A 14,703-nucleotide genomic window follows, 5' to 3' on the forward strand; every position below is an offset into this window, starting at 1 on the left:
GTCGAAGTGCCGTTGTTTTCTCACGCCGAGGCGTCGTCGAACACCCGCGCCCAGATGACCAGCACCGACGGCAACACGAACAGCGAGGCGAGATACGAGTAGAAGACCGACATCCCGGTGAGGACGCCGAACTGGCCGATGGCGGGGAAGATAGACAACACCAGCACGCCGATGCCGAACACCGTCGTCAGCATGCTCCCGGTCAGCGCCCCGCCGGTGCCGCGGACGGTCTTCTCGAGTGCCTCGTAGACGCCGCGGTCGCGTTCCTCGTACTCGTCGGCGAAACGGTGGACGATGTGGACCGAGTAGTCGATGCCGAGACCGATGGTAATCGCGAGGATGGTCGCGGTGAAGGCGTTGAACGACAGGCCGAACAGCCGCATCGACCCGGCGACCATCGCGACGGTCACGATGATGGGCGCGATGTTCGCCAAGCCGAGGGAAGCACGCCCGAGCAACAGCCAGTAGATGAACACGAGGAAGACGGCGGTTCCACCGAGGGCGACCGCAAGGCTCACGACGGCCGACTGGAGGATGATGTCGGAGACGGCCTGAAAGACGACGGTGTTGCCGGTCGCCGTCGCATCGAAACGCTGGCGGTCGGCGATGTCCCGGGCGTCGTTCGTAATCTCCTGTTGGGTAGCGTCGGATTCCACCGAGTAGACGATTCGGGCACTCCGGCGGTCTTCGGTCATGTACTGGGCGGCCTGTCCGCTCGCCGGAGAGTCGTACAGGTAGTCGTACACGTCGCCGAGGTTCCGGTCGGGAACCCCGTCGTCGTCGATGTCGTTGCGGTCGACGAGGCGCCGGAACTCGGGGTCGCGCTCGGCGTGGTCGTCGATGACCGTGATGATGCTCGTCTCGGAGGCGTACCGGCCGTCCCGGACGAAGGCATCGGGTGGGTCCTCGCCGGCACGACGCATCGATTCGAGCGCCGCTGGCTGTTCTATCGGCCCCTCGACGTACACCGTCACCGTGTCGGTCTGTCCGGATTCGAAGTTCTCTTCGAGGAAGCTGATGGTCGCTGTGACGGTGTACTCACCCGGCGCGAGGGGTTCGGGGACGTAGTCGTAGTACCCCGGTGGGTTCTCCGGCGGGAGGAAGTCCTCGTCCTCGAAGGTGGTGTCGATGCCGGTCGCGTAGCCGGCGGCCACACCGCTGACGAGCAACAGCGCGACGACGAAGGCAATCGGGGCGATTCGGGCGATTTTGACGCCGATGGTCTGGAAGCCGCCGAGCATCGACCCCTCCGAACCGAGGGGCGTGGTGGCGAACGTCGGAATCGGGTACCGCTCTCGAGCGTGGTCGAGTTTCACCTTCGCCGCCGGCAGGAATATCCCGAACACCAGGAAGGTGAACACGATGCCGACGGCGGCGACGATGCCGAACTCGCGTATCGGCGGGAGGTCGCTCGTGAGGTTCGCCAGGAAGCCGATGACGGTCGTCCCCGTCACGATGAAGAAGGCGACCAACACCTGGTCGGTCGTCGTCGACATCGACTCGACGATGCCGAACCCCTTGACCTGCTCTTCGCGATAGCGGTTCACCGCGTGGATGCCGAAGTCGATACCGACCGCCAACAGCAGCGGTGGCACCGAAATCAGTATCTGGCTGAACGGAATGCCGACCAGCCCCATGAACCCGAACGTCCAAACCAAGGCGATGAGCAACGAGACCACGCCCAAAAGCAGGTCGGCGAGGTCGCGGTAGGCGACGAACAGGAACAGCGTGATGAGCAACACCGCCGCCGGGATGACGAGCGCGAGGGTGTCGCCGATGACGGCGCCGAATTCCGCGGCGGTGATACCGGCACCGAAGACCGTGATGTCGCTCCCGACCGAGTTCGCGATAGTTCGAGCCTCCTGTTGAATCGGCGTCAACGGACTGGAGCCACCCTGTCCCGCGCTACTGGAGAGCCCCGACGGGATGTCGTGGCTCACGACGCCGATAGTCGCCGACGCCGATGCCGACTGGCGATTGTAGTCGTTCGACAACAGCCCGGAGAAACGCGGGTTCGTCTCGTCTGCCCGTCGCACCGCACGCTGTATCTCGGTGTCGGTCGCCGCCTCGATGGCCTGCTGTTGTTGTTCGGGCGTCGTCGCTTGTGGGTCGAGTTGCTGGGCGACGATGCCGGCGGCGCTCGAGGTACTCGAGACGCGCAACCCCGGCCGGTCGGCCATCTGCTCTTGGACCTCCAGCATCCGGAGCATCGCGTCCCGCGAGAGGACGTTCTCGCTGTCCTGTATCAGTTGGGTGCTGCCGCTGTCGGCGCCGAACGCCGGCGAGAACTTCTGGTTGACCTCGTCGAGCGCTTCCTGTGCCGGCGTGTTCTCGGCGAACTGCTGGGTGCCGGCGCTCGTCGAGACGCCACCGAGACCGACCACGAACAGCCCCGTGACCAGCAGGAACGCGATGATGACCGTCCCCGGCCGTTCGGTGATGTAGTGGTCGAGCCGGTCGATGTACGGCTGGTAGTCGACCGCCATCTATCGCCGCCGACGGAGCCGCAGTGCCAGCGGTGCGAGCGGGACGAGCAACAGCGGGGCGAACCCGAGTGCGCTCGTGGGGGCAACCGACCCGAACAGCCCGCCGCTGGACTCCTGGACCGAGACTGGTACGCGATAGCTCTCCGAGAGCCGCGTCTCACCGGACGAATCGACGTACTGGAAGTCGACGGAGACCGGGTAGTCCTTCTGCATCGCCGACCCGGACGCCGACACGCGGAACGGCACCTCGACCGTCTCGCCGGGTTCGAGTTCGTCGATGTATGCCTCGTCGTCGCTCGTCGACAGCGGCGAGGAGGCGAACAGTTTCGCCGACACGTCGGTGACGGTTTCGTTTCGCTGGTTCGTCACGGCGAGGACGATACGGCTCTCTTCGCCCGCCGAGACGTTCGTGTTCCGGGCCTCGACGCCGAAGACATCGCGGCGCGGCTCGACCGACTGGCGGAACTGAATCGCGTCGGCCTGCCGTTCGTCGTCGTCGAGCGTCTCGTAGTTCGTCCGAAGCGAGAACTGCCGCGGTCCCGAGCGGGCTGCGCTCGCGACCTCCACGTCGAAGGAAACGTCGACCGATTCGCCCGAATCGAGGTCGCCCAACGCGACCTGAGGTTCGAGCACTTCGACGTTCTGGTTCGGTGGGTCCAGCGTCACGACGACGTTTTCGACCGCGTTGGGGCCCACGTTGGTGAACGTCCCGCGGAGCGTTCCGTCCTGTGAGACCCGGAGTGAGGAGTCGACGTTCTCGAAGGTGAACGTCTGATCGTCGTCGGGGGCGACGCCGACGGTGTTACGCTGGGTCGCGCCGGTCGTCTCGCCGGTGTCGTAGCCGATGGCCATATCGACGGCGTACCCACGGGTGCGTGCGTTTTCGGCGAACTGCCCGCCGACGGTCACAGTGCGCTGTTCGCCCGGTGCGATGCTACCGATGTAGGCGCTGGCCGAGTTGCTCGCGGCGCCGAACGTGAACCCGGCCTCCCGGGAAGTGAGGTCGACTGTTACGTCCTCGAGTGACTCCTCACCGGTGTGTTCGAGCGTGATGCCGATTTCGCCTTGCTCGCCGGGACCGGCCGTCGAATCGACTTCGGCGACGGCGAGGACGCCGCCGGTGTCGGGGGTGACACCGACCGTCGAACGACTCGTGAACGGCACGTCGTCGTCGTCGGTGTACTCGACCGACAGCGATGCCGGTAACGCCCGGATGCCGGCGCCGTCGGTGACGCTCCCTGACAGCGTGACGGTTCGGTTCTCGCCGGGTTCCCAGCGGTCGACGTAGGCTTCACTGGAGCCCGAAGTGCCCAACTGGAGGTCCTCAGTGAGCGATTCGAGGCTGACGACCGCGTCGTTGGCGGCTGCCTCACCCGTGTTCGTCAAATCGAGTTCGACGGCCCCGCTGTCGCCCGGGGCGGGGGCGCTCACGTCTCGAATCTCGAAGTCGGCCTCCTCGTCGACGACGACTTCGACGGTGCGGCGGACGCTGACGCTCTCGTCGCGCTGTGAGAAACCACCGCGTTCGCCCACGAACGGCGTGTACTTGTATCGGACCCGAACCGGGACCTCGTAGGTTCCGGGGTCGGCATCCTCGGCGACGGTGAGTTGAACTACCTCGGGTATCGCGGCGCCGTCTTGGACGTTCCCGACGGCGGTTTCACCGCTTCGAGCAGTGATTGGGCCGTCGTCGAGCGGTTCGATGGTCAGCCCACGGGCCGTCGTGGCGCGTTGCTCCACCTGAGGATTGCTGCTCCCCGACTGTATCTCGCCGCGGTTGATGACGCTCACCTGCAGTTGCGTCGTCTCACCTGCGGAGAGGCGATTGTCGCCGGCGGTGAGCGAGATTTCTGGTTCGCCGGTGACGTTGGCGGCGGCCGGCGCGGCGAAAAGTGGCGCGAAAACCGAGGCAAAAAGGGCAATCGAGAGGACGACAGCGGCAATGCGGGACGCTTCCGGTGGGGACATACATCGATACAGTCCCGCTGTCCACTTAGTTACCCGTCCAACGAGGGGAGAACCCGTCCGCACGTCGGAAGCAGCCGCTTTCCGATGCCGCTTCTCGTGGGGGGTTCCGCCTCCGTTCGGTCCCGGTTCCCGCTGGGGTCGGTCGCCGTCGGCTTCGCGACGGATTCGGCTCATGGACTACCTACCGTTCGGTAGGTAATTATGGGTTCTGATTCCGGCGTTTCTCCACGACCGTCGGGTCACACCCGACTGCCCTCGCCGTCGGCCACGAGACGACTGTCGATATACGCATCCAGTTCTGTGCGCGCCGATTCGAGTGCTCCTTCGTCGCTGGTCGCTGCACGGAAGATGACTCCTTCGATGTTGTACAGCAAGTATTCGGCGACACCGTGGCTGTCGACTGGCTGAAAGACGCCCTCCTCGATACCGCGGTCGATCAAGCCGGCCAGTTCGGCCTCGATGCGCCGTTCGCTCTCGGTGAAGTGCTGTCGGTAGGCCTCGTCGTGTGCCGCTTGGGCTCGGAGTTCGACGTACGCGCGGGCGAAATCGGGCGTCATGAACGTGGCCTCCTCGTCGCCGGCGGCATCGGAGACGTTCAGGAAAAACGAGTCGAGGGCGGTCCGGAGGTCCTGTTCGGCGTCGCCGTGTTCATCGAGGGGAAACACGTCGACCAGCCGCTCCGTCAGGAAATCGAGAAACGCCTTCAGCAGGTCGTCCTTCCCGTCGTAGTGGTAGTACAGCGACGCTTTCTTGATGCCGACCCGGTCGGCGACGCGTTGCATCGAGAGGCCGTCGTAGCCGCGCACACAGAGGATTCCGTAGGTCGCCCTCATTATCGACTGGCGGGTGTCCTCCGGGTCCGACGGGAAGATTTCGACTGGTTCGTGGGGCATGGCTATCTACTGGCTGCTGTCTCGGGGACGGTCTGTCGGTCCGTTCCACCGAGTCCGTTGGGAGTCATCTACTGCTCGACGAGGCCGTACGTCGATTCGAGGTGGTCGATGATCCAATCGACCGTGTCGGGGTCGTAGGTCCAGAAGCCGTAGAACGCACGCGGTTCCCGCTCCTCGGCGAGCAGCGCACACTTGTTGACGTTGACGCCGGCGCCGTCGTAGACGACGAACCACGACCGCTCGATCTCGTCGGCACGTTCGACGTGAATCGTGAGGTCGGTGTCGTGTTCCGGCACGTCGGTGTCCGGAGCACCGTAGGCGTGGACGTTGAGACTCCCCTTCTCGGCGAGTTGCTCGTAGATGTCCATCTGGTCTTCGAGGATGGAGAGCTGTTGGAACCCCGAGTGGAGCGTCCCCTTCCCGACGCGCCACGCGCGGTCCTCGATTTCCCGAGAGGCGGCGACCATCTGCTCGATGTCGTAGGAGGTGAACATCGTCTCGTCGAGATGGTCGAGGATGGGGCGGTACGCCTCGCCGTCGAACCCCGGGTCGGTTTCGCTGTCGTCCGGGTCCAGCACCTCCTGGAGGTTCGCAGCCGTGACGAACGTGTCGTCCTCGGAGAGGACGACGAACGAGGTGGGCTTGCCGCTGGGCGTCCGCTCGGCTGACACCGAGAGGTTCCGGTCTCGGAACTGCTCCCGGAGCGAGGAAGCGGCGCTGTCGGGTGCGTTGTAAACCGTGAGCCGCTTCTCGTGGTCCTCGACCCCCGTAATAAGCTCGCTGAGAGACATTCGCTCTAGGTTTACCACGCAATTCCGAGTAATAAGCCTGTGGTCGCGTCGTCACGGACGGCCCGCGCTCGGCCACCTCGAGTGTCACGTCCCGACCAAAACCCAACCACCTCGGCGGTGTTTAAACACCTTTATCATTATTAATCCATGCTAATACGTAGCAAACGCTTTAGTCCGCGGCCGACCAACCCACGGTAAGGCGCCCGACGTGGGCGCAGTGATAGATATGACACAGGAACTCGTCTGGCGAATCGCGGGAGGTTCCGGCGACGGAATCGACTCGACGAGCCAGAACTTCGCGAAGGCGCTGATGCGGTCGGGACTGGACGTATTCACCCATCGACACTACCCGTCGCGCATCCGCGGCGGCCACACGTACGTCGAAATCCGTGCCGGTCCCGAACCGGTACGCTCCCGCGGCGACGGCTACAACTTCCTGTTAGCGCTGGGTGACTCCTTCGCCCGCAATCCACAGGAAGACGCCTACTACGGCAACGAGGAGGTGAAACCGCTCGCCGAGAACCTCGACGAACTCCGTGAGGGCGGCGTCATCGTCTACGACGAAGGGCTCGTCGACATCGAAGACGTACCCGACTTCGAACAGCGCGTCGAGGAGAACGGCTGGCACGTCTACCCGATGGACCTCCGGGCCATCGCACGCGAACACGGCCGGGAAGTGATGCGCAACACCGCCGGCGTCGGTGCGACCGCGGCGCTCCTCGAATACGACATGGAGCACATCCAGGGGCTCATGGAAGACCGGATGAGCGGCGAGGTGCTCCAGGCGAACCTCGACATCCTCCAGATGGTGTACGACGAGGTCGAGGAGATGGAGTTCTCCCACGACCTCCGGATGCCCACGGGAAGCCACGACGAAGAGCAGGTGTTGCTCTCGGGGTCGAACGCCATCGCCTACGGCGCAATCGACGAGGGCTGTCGGTTCATCGCCGGCTACCCCATGACGCCGTGGACGGAGGTGTTCACGCTGATGACCCAACACCTCCCCGAAATCGGCGGCATCTCCGAGCAGGTCGAAGACGAAATCGCCGCCGCGGCGCTGGCGCTCGGCGCCTCCCACGCTGGCGTGAAGGCCATGTCCGGCTCCTCGGGCGGCGGCTTCGCGCTGATGTCGGAACCGCTCGGTCTCGCGGAGATGACCGAAACGCCCGTCGTGTTGGTCGAGGCGATGCGGGCCGGCCCCTCGACGGGGATGCCGACGAAACCCGAACAGGCCGACCTCGAACACGTCCTCTACACGAGTCAGGGCGACTCCTGTCGGGTCGTCTTCGCGCCCGGCAACGTCGCCGAAGCCTACGACCAGACCCGTGCTGCCTTCCGAATCGCCTACGACTACCAACTGCCGGCTATCGTCCTCTACGACCAGAAACTCTCCGGGGAACTCCGGAACGTCGACGAGTCCTTCTTCGACCGCGAGCCGAACCCCGACCTCGGGGCCACGCTCACCGAGGAGGAAATCGCCGAAGCCGCCCACCACGCCTCTGGAAAGTTCCAGCGGTTCCAACACGACCCCGACAACGACAAGGGCGTTTCGCCCCGGTCAATTCCGGGCCAGAAGGACGGCCGGTTCCTCGCGACCGGTAACGAACACACTCCCGAGGGACACATCAGCGAAGACCCGAACAACCGGGTCGCACAACTCAGTCGACGGAGACGGAAGCTCGAATCCATCCGCGAGGAACTCGACGCCGAGGAATCGAGCCATCAAACGTATCACGGCCCCGACGACGCCGACTACGGCATCATCACCTTCGGCAGCCAGCAGGGGACCGTCCTCGAAGCCCTCGACCGGCTGACCGACGCCGGTCACGACGTGCGCGCGATGGGCGTCTCGGACATGATGCCGTTCCCAGAGGCCGAGATGACCGAGTTCCTCGAGTCGGTCGAGCAGGCGATGGTCGTCGAGATGAACGGCTCCGCGCAGTTCCGCGGGCTGATACAGAAGGAGTTGGGGCGGTTCGGGCCGAAACTGAACAGTCTGCTGAAGTACAACGGTGACCCCTTCGAGCCTCACGAGGTCGTCGAGGGGTTCGAAGCGATTATCGAGGGCGACGAACCCGCGCCGACGACGGAGTTCGTCCCCGCGGCAGGTGATTGATTATGAGTGCGTTCAACGCAATCGGAGAGAACCGAGAGGTAGAGCGCGAGGAGTTCACGCCCGGCATCGAGCCACAGGCGACGTGGTGTCCCGGCTGTGGTGACTTCGCCGTCCTGAAGTCGCTGAAAGGTGCCATGTCCGACCTCGGAAAGAGCCCCGACGAGATACTGCTCGCGACGGGCATCGGCTGTTCGGGCAAACTGAGCAGCTACTTCGAGAGCTACGGCTTCCACACCATCCACGGGCGGTCGCTGCCCATCGCACGGGCGGCCAAACTCGCCAATCCCGACCTCGAAGTCGTCGCCGCGGGCGGCGACGGCGACGGCTACGGCATCGGTGGCAACCACTTCATGCACACCGCTCGGGAGAACCACGACATGACCTACATCGTGTTCAACAACGAGATCTTCGGGCTGACGAAGGGCCAGACCTCGCCCACCAGCCCGAAGGGTCACAAATCGAAGACCCAACCCCACGGGTCGGCGAAGGACCCGATTCGCCCGCTGTCGCTGGCGCTGACCTCGGGAGCTTCCTACATCGCCCGAACCGCCGCTGTCAATCCGAACCAGGCACAGGAAATCCTCACCGAGGCCATCGAACACGACGGCTTCGCTCACGTCGACTTCCTCACCCAGTGTCCGACCTGGAACAAGGACGCCAAACAGTACGTCCCCTACGTTGACGTCCAGCAAAACGACGACTACGACTTCGACATCACGGACCGCAAGGAAGCCGCCGAGATGATGTACGAGACCGAGTCGGCGCTGTACGAGGGGAAAGTGCTGACTGGTCGGTTCTACCACGACGAGGACCGCCACTCCTACGGCTCCGAGAAGCGCTCCGTCGGCGAGATGCCCGACGAGCCGCTGGCCGAACGCTACCACGACGACGACTACGAGTGGGAGCGCAGCTACGACCTGCTCGACGCCCACAAGTAGCGGGCCTGCTTCAAACTCCCGCAAACCGCCGGGACCCCGAACTTTACACCTCGACCGTTCGACTTCTCGACAATGCGTTTACACTGGCACCGGCGGGACCTCCGGGTCGCCGACAACCGCGGCCTCGCCGACCCCGCCGACCCGGCGGCTGGCGTCTTCGTCTTCGACGAGGAGGTTCTGGCCCACGCCGCCCCACCACGGGTGGCATTCATGCTCGACGCCCTCGAGTCGTTGCGCGAGGCCTACCGAAACCGCGGCTCGGAGCTGTTCGTCCGCCACGGCGACCCGGCGACGGTGCTGCCGGCGCTGGCCGCCGACCACGGCGCCGATGTCGTCTCCTGGAACCGCGATTACTCCGGGCTGGCACAGCGGCGCGACGACCACGTCTCCGAGGAACTGAAAGATGATAGCGTGACGCCACAGAAGTTCCACGACGCCATCTGTCACGAACCCGGTTCCATCACGACCAACGCTGGCGACCCGTACTCGGTGTACACCTACTTCTGGAAGAAGTGGCGCGACCGCGAGAAGGACGACCCCCGAGCGGCGCCTGCGTTCGCCGAGGCAACCGACGACGAGCCGATTCCGACGCTTGCGGAGTTGGGGTTCGAGCAGCCGTCCGCCGACGTTCCCCCCGCGAGCACCGAGGCTGCTCGGGGGCGACTCGATGCGTTCCTCGATGCGGACGTGTTCCGCTACGACGAGCGACGGGACTATCCCGCCGATGGCTGTACCTCGCGGCTCTCACCGCATCTGAAGTTCGGCACTATCGGCATCCGGGAGGTGGACGAACTGGTTCGGGAGGTTCGGGATTCGGTTTCCGGCGAGAAGCGCGAGTCGGTCACCGAGTTCCGCTCGCAGTTGGCGTGGCGGGAGTTCTACACCCACGTCCTCTACTTCAATCCCGAGGTGGTGACGGAGAATTACAAGTCGTACGAGAACGACATCGAGTGGGAAGACGACGAGGAACTGATTTCGGCGTGGAAACGCGGTGAGACGGGGTATCCCATCGTCGATGCGGGGATGCGACAACTGCGCAAGGAGGCGTTCATGCACAACCGCGTGCGCATGATAGTCGCCTCGTTCCTGACCAAGGACCTCCGCTGTGACTGGCGGCACGGCTACGACCACTTCCGAGAGCAGTTGGTCGACCACGATACCGCGAACGACAACGGCGGCTGGCAGTGGGCCGCCTCGACGGGCACCGACGCCCAACCGTACTTCCGCATCTTCAACCCGATGACGCAGGGCGAACGCTACGACCCCGACGCCGAGTACATCCGCGAGTACGTACCCGAACTCCGCGATGTCGACCCCGAAATCGTCCACTCCTGGCACGAGTGTTCGCCGACACAGCGGGCCAACGCCGCACCCGACTATCCCGCCCCGATAGTCGACCACAGCGAGCGCCGCGAGGAGGCGTTGGCGATGTTCGAGCGGGCGAGGGGCGAGGACGACTGAGCAACGCGAACGAACCCGCAAACAGCGAGCGGTGTCTCCGGTAACGGAACCCCAACCGGCCGCAGTCTGGTGGTCTATCTCGTGTGGTGTGGTACCACCCTTCCACGAAGTTTTAACAGCTATCCAGACGATTAGTGTAATTAGAGGTCGATATAAATGCCCGAACATTCCAATCCCGAACTGCCGCCGCTCCCGTACGACTACGACGCGCTCGAACCGTCCCTCTCCGAGCAGGTCCTGACGTGGCATCACGACACCCACCACCAGGGCTACGTAAACGGTCTCGAGTCGGCCGAGGAGACGCTTGCGGAGAACCGCGAAGCCGGCGACTTCGGTTCGTCCGGCGGCGCCATCCGCAACGTGACCCACAACGGTAGCGGTCACTATCTCCACACGCTGTTCTGGGAGAACATGGACCCCAACGGCGGTGGGGAGCCCTCGGGCGACCTCGCCGACCGCATCGCCGAGGACTTCGGCTCCTACGAGGGCTGGAAGGGCGAGTTCGAGGCTGCCGCGGGCGCCGCAGGCGGCTGGGCCCTGCTCGTCTACGACCCGGTTGCCGACCAACTGCGCAACCTCGTCGTCGACAAGCACGACCAGGGTGCCCTCTGGGGCAGCCACCCCATCCTCGCGCTCGACGTCTGGGAGCACTCCTACTACTACGACTACGGTCCGGACCGCGGAAGCTTCATCGACGCCTTCTTCGACGTCGTCGACTGGGACAACGTCGCAGAGCAGTACGAGAAGGCCATCCAGCAGTAGAACCGTAGTCACACCATCGATATTTTTTCGAGCGGCATCGTCCGTAGCGACAGCGCTACCAGTGTTTTCGGCCGACCTTCTTCGTCGCCTTCGCCCGGAAGCCGTCGTCGTCGACGATGGAGTCGAACACCTCCTGTCGCTCGGTGTCGAGTGCGCCGCCGAAGGAACCGACTCGGACGGTTCGGTAGGTCGTATAGCCCTCGTCGTTGGAGTAGAAGTACACAGAGCCGTGCAGCAGTCCGTTGATTGTCGTGTCCTCCCGGACAGACCCTGCCCGTCGGTCCAACTTGACGTAGGCGACGGTACCCCAGTTGACGACCGCCTCTCGCAACCCCATCAGAAAGGCGAGTTCGCTGCCCGTCGTGAGGCCGAACTCCGTCGCTCGTTCGAAGTCCGACAGCGAATCGACGACGATGAGGTCGTCGGAGGCATCCACGAGTCGGTCGCTGAGGTCGTCGAGGAACTCCTGGAACGTCTCCGGTTCGGGCTCCGATTCCACGACCGTCTCGTGATGTTCCTCCTCGGATTCTTCGATGTCCTCGTCACGCCGTCTGGCGTTGTACAGTCCCTCGGGAACCGGCAACAGGTCCATGAACCGCTGTGAGAAGTCGGCGACGGTGGTGTGGTCGGCGAGTACGTCGAACTGCTCGTCGCTGAGGACGGCGTCCATCGCGCTGTAGACGTGTTCGCGGTCGTGTGAGAGCGTCAGATACGTCACCGATTCGGGGATGTGCTCGGCACGGTCGCTCAATTGGCTGGGGACCTGTTCGGGAGCGTGTTTTGCGGCCATCAATCGCGCGAGACTCGTGTACGTGAAGGGGTCACCGCCCGCGTCGGGGGCGCCGGCGAGCAACACCGAACTCCCCGTGGGGATGCCCCGGAGCGGCCCGTCGAGTCCACGAACCCCGAACGGGATATACGACACTTCCTCGCTGATGCGGCGCGCCTCCGTCGACGACGATGGGCTCATACTGCCGACGAAACATCCGAGACGCAAACGTGTTTTGGGGCCCCTCGTCGCGGGTAACGAACGCATAAAAGGGCCGGTCACCTACCGGCGGCTATGCCACGACCGCGTGAGGAGTTCGACGACATCCGCGACTTCGAGTTCTACGACCCCGAGGAGGTACTGGAACCGGACCAGCTCTACACCGTCTACGAAATCGCCCGTCTGTTGCAGGGGGTCGAACCGGACCGCGACCTCGACCCCGGGACCGAAGATATCTTGCTGAACTGGGCCATCCCGTGGATGCTCGACCATAGCGAGTCGTTCGTCTTCGCCGAACCCGCTGCCGACGACGAACCGGGGTACTACGGCCTCGCATGAAACTGCTCGTCGCCGGTTCAGCGGAAGTCGACGCCGGCAAGACGACGTTCACCTCGGGGCTCATCGAACGCACCGGCGCCCGCGGGTTCAAGCCGCGAGCGGGCAACGGCTACTGGTACGACCACGACGACTACCGACGGGCCGTCGCCGACGGGCGACTGTACGGCAAGGACTCGAAACGACTCGCCGCCGCCTCGCCCGGGGACATCGACCCTGAGGCAATCAACCCCATCCATCGGCTGTGGATTCCACGTCCCGGCTCCGGAAAGGGACTGCTCGGCCGAGAGGGGCGGGCGTTCGTCGTCGACCGCATCACGCAATCCGACGGAGACCGCTACGTCGTCAACGGTACAATCGAGATACCGCCGGCGGCGAAACGACACCTCCCGCTGGAAGACGCCCCCCACGTCGAGTCGTTGCCGGAACTCAACGGCCTGATGGCCGAACTCCACGCCCCGGCGCTGGACGCGCTGGGTGAGGAAATCGACCAACGCGAGTCCGCCGTCGTCGAATCCTACGCCGACATCGCCCGACCGCTGTCGGCGTTCGTCCCCGACGCCGTCGCGGTGGTCGAACCGCGCCGCTGTCGAATCTTCGACGGCGAGCGCTACGCGAAGGCCTGCGACGTTGCAAGCGGCAGCGCCCACGAGGGGCGCCTCGAAGAGCGCGTCGAACACGTCGTCGAGTTACTCGACCCGCTGTCGACGGCGACGCTGCCGGCGCTGTCCGGCCGGGAGCGCGAGGACCCCGGTATCGTCGCCAACGCTTACGCCGACACCTACGATGAGTTGTTGGCGGCGGTGTAGCCGGACAGACGTTGAATCGCCAGTGAATTCCGTTTTCCTTAGGGCGTAAACACGGAATACGAGCCGCTGGCCCGCGCAACGACGGTCCCGTCGTTGCGCAGTTCGGATTCGAGATATGCGACTGACTTTCCGTCCCGGAGGAGGTCCGTCTCACATATCACGTCGCCCGAACGGACGGGTTCGAAGTAACTGATTTTGACTTCGATGGTGGCACAGCGTTGGCCTTCGTCCAGTTTGGGGTACAGCGCCCCTCCCATGCCGGTGTCGGCCATCGCGTACAGGACGGCGCCGTGAACGACGTCGTGGGGGTTCTTCAGGTCGTCGGACACCTCGACCACGCCGCGGCTGTACCCGGGTTCGATATCGGTGAACTCCAGACCAACGAGGTCGGAAAATCCCTGTGGCGTTCCTGACGGCATGACTCCATAACTCGGCGAGTGCTGTGTTAAATATACCCACGAAACGGAGGTGGCTCCGTGCGTTTCTCTCTCGTCGCGGCCCCGATAGGAAGGTTCAGCCCATCCGTGCGGATTGGGCGGCGAGTTCGATGTGGTACAGCGGGTCGGTCTCGACGGCCGGCCCGTGGCCGACGTACATCGCTTCGAGGTCGTCGTCGACGGTCTCCAGCAGGTAATCGATGCTCTCGACGAGCGCCTCGCGGTCGCCCTCTGCGAGGTCGGTTCGTCCGAACCCGCCGTTGGCGAAGACGAGGTCGCCGGCGAACAGGATGCCCCCCTCCCGTGAGTACAGACAGAGGTGGTCGTTTTTGTGGCCGGGCGTGTGCAGCGCGAGGTGGTCGTCGTCGCCGATGGTGAGGGTGTCCCCATCGTCGATGGCGTGATCGACGAGTTCGTGTTCGGGGTCGAACCCCCACACGTCGACGTCGAAAGCGTCGACGACAGCCCCGACGTTGCCGACGTGGTCGGGATGGGTGTGGGTCAACACGAGGGCATCGAGGCCCGTCCCGGCGGATTCGATTCGCTCGACGGCGTCGAAGTCGTTGCCGGCATCGACGAGGACGGTCCGCTCGCCGTCGACGAGGAAGGCGTTGCTCGTAAAGGAGCGAACCCCCTGTGCGATGTTCCGTACGGTGGTCATTGCCGGCGCTTGTCGGCCGGGCGGTTTGTGCCTTTCCACCGCTCGACGGGTTCGAAC

Annotated in this window: 13 protein-coding genes; 6 read left to right on the forward strand and 7 right to left on the reverse strand. The window is 64.5% G+C overall.

The window, feature by feature from the left end; all coding sequences use genetic code 11:
- Positions 1 to 20: 20 nt before the first annotated feature.
- From HWX69_RS08670 to HWX69_RS08685, 4 genes are all read right to left on the reverse strand, one after another.
- Positions 21 to 2,486: an efflux RND transporter permease subunit gene (locus HWX69_RS08670; RefSeq protein WP_178916728.1), complete on the reverse strand. Its 2,466-nt coding sequence runs from the start codon at positions 2,484 to 2,486 to the stop codon at positions 21 to 23.
- Entirely contained in the window at positions 2,487 to 4,454 is a 1,968-nt protein-coding gene (locus tag HWX69_RS08675; protein ID WP_178916729.1) for a COG1361 S-layer family protein, read from the reverse strand.
- A gap of 239 nt (positions 4,455 to 4,693) precedes the next feature.
- Complete coding sequence (locus HWX69_RS08680; protein WP_178916730.1) at positions 4,694 to 5,347, reverse strand: TetR/AcrR family transcriptional regulator; 654 nt, start codon at positions 5,345 to 5,347, stop codon at positions 4,694 to 4,696.
- A 68-nt stretch (positions 5,348 to 5,415) separates the two neighbouring features.
- On the reverse strand, positions 5,416 to 6,138 hold the full coding sequence (locus HWX69_RS08685) for a DICT sensory domain-containing protein (protein ID WP_178916731.1): 723 nt from the start codon (positions 6,136 to 6,138) through the stop codon (positions 5,416 to 5,418).
- 226 nt (positions 6,139 to 6,364) lie between these two features.
- On the opposite strand from HWX69_RS08685, the gene HWX69_RS08690 reads away from it, so the two are divergent.
- The 4 genes from HWX69_RS08690 to sod all read left to right on the forward strand — a co-directional run bounded on the left by HWX69_RS08690 (position 6,365) and on the right by sod (position 11,415).
- Positions 6,365 to 8,254, forward strand: coding sequence for a 2-oxoacid:acceptor oxidoreductase subunit alpha (locus HWX69_RS08690; protein WP_178916732.1), 1,890 nt, complete (start codon positions 6,365 to 6,367; stop codon positions 8,252 to 8,254).
- A gap of 2 nt (positions 8,255 to 8,256) precedes the next feature.
- Positions 8,257 to 9,192, forward strand: coding sequence for a thiamine pyrophosphate-dependent enzyme (locus tag HWX69_RS08695; RefSeq protein ID WP_178916733.1), 936 nt, complete (start codon positions 8,257 to 8,259; stop codon positions 9,190 to 9,192).
- A 72-nt stretch (positions 9,193 to 9,264) separates the two neighbouring features.
- Positions 9,265 to 10,653 carry a cryptochrome/photolyase family protein gene (locus HWX69_RS08700; RefSeq protein ID WP_178916734.1) on the forward strand — a complete coding sequence of 463 codons (1,389 nt, stop codon included), beginning with the start codon at positions 9,265 to 9,267 and terminating at the stop codon, positions 10,651 to 10,653.
- A gap of 156 nt (positions 10,654 to 10,809) precedes the next feature.
- Positions 10,810 to 11,415: a superoxide dismutase gene (gene sod / locus HWX69_RS08705; protein ID WP_178916735.1), complete on the forward strand. Its 606-nt coding sequence runs from the start codon at positions 10,810 to 10,812 to the stop codon at positions 11,413 to 11,415.
- A gap of 55 nt (positions 11,416 to 11,470) precedes the next feature.
- On the opposite strand, the gene HWX69_RS08710 is transcribed toward sod, so the two are convergent.
- Positions 11,471 to 12,385 (reverse strand): RAD55 family ATPase, encoded by a 915-nt coding sequence (locus HWX69_RS08710; RefSeq protein WP_178916736.1) that lies wholly within the window; start codon positions 12,383 to 12,385, stop codon positions 11,471 to 11,473.
- 93 nt (positions 12,386 to 12,478) lie between these two features.
- Between HWX69_RS08710 and HWX69_RS08715 the strand changes: the two genes are divergently transcribed.
- Together HWX69_RS08715 and HWX69_RS08720 are read left to right on the forward strand one after the other, a co-directional pair.
- The gene (locus HWX69_RS08715) at positions 12,479 to 12,742 is read left to right on the forward strand and encodes a DUF5827 family protein (protein WP_178916737.1); all 264 of its coding nucleotides are present in this window, start codon (positions 12,479 to 12,481) and stop codon (positions 12,740 to 12,742) included.
- On the forward strand, positions 12,739 to 13,548 hold the full coding sequence (locus HWX69_RS08720) for an ATPase (RefSeq protein WP_178916738.1): 810 nt from the start codon (positions 12,739 to 12,741) through the stop codon (positions 13,546 to 13,548). The genes HWX69_RS08715 and HWX69_RS08720 overlap by 4 nt, the downstream gene beginning before the upstream one ends.
- 38 nt (positions 13,549 to 13,586) lie before the next feature.
- On the opposite strand, the gene HWX69_RS08725 is transcribed toward HWX69_RS08720, so the two are convergent.
- Positions 13,587 to 13,967: a PaaI family thioesterase gene (locus HWX69_RS08725; RefSeq protein ID WP_178916739.1), complete on the reverse strand. Its 381-nt coding sequence runs from the start codon at positions 13,965 to 13,967 to the stop codon at positions 13,587 to 13,589.
- A gap of 94 nt (positions 13,968 to 14,061) precedes the next feature.
- Positions 14,062 to 14,646, reverse strand: coding sequence for an MBL fold metallo-hydrolase (locus HWX69_RS08730; protein WP_178916740.1), 585 nt, complete (start codon positions 14,644 to 14,646; stop codon positions 14,062 to 14,064).
- Positions 14,647 to 14,703: the final 57 nt, after the last annotated feature.

The organism is Natronomonas gomsonensis (assembly GCF_013391635.1).
Taxonomy (GTDB): domain Archaea; phylum Halobacteriota; class Halobacteria; order Halobacteriales; family Haloarculaceae; genus Natronomonas; species Natronomonas gomsonensis_A.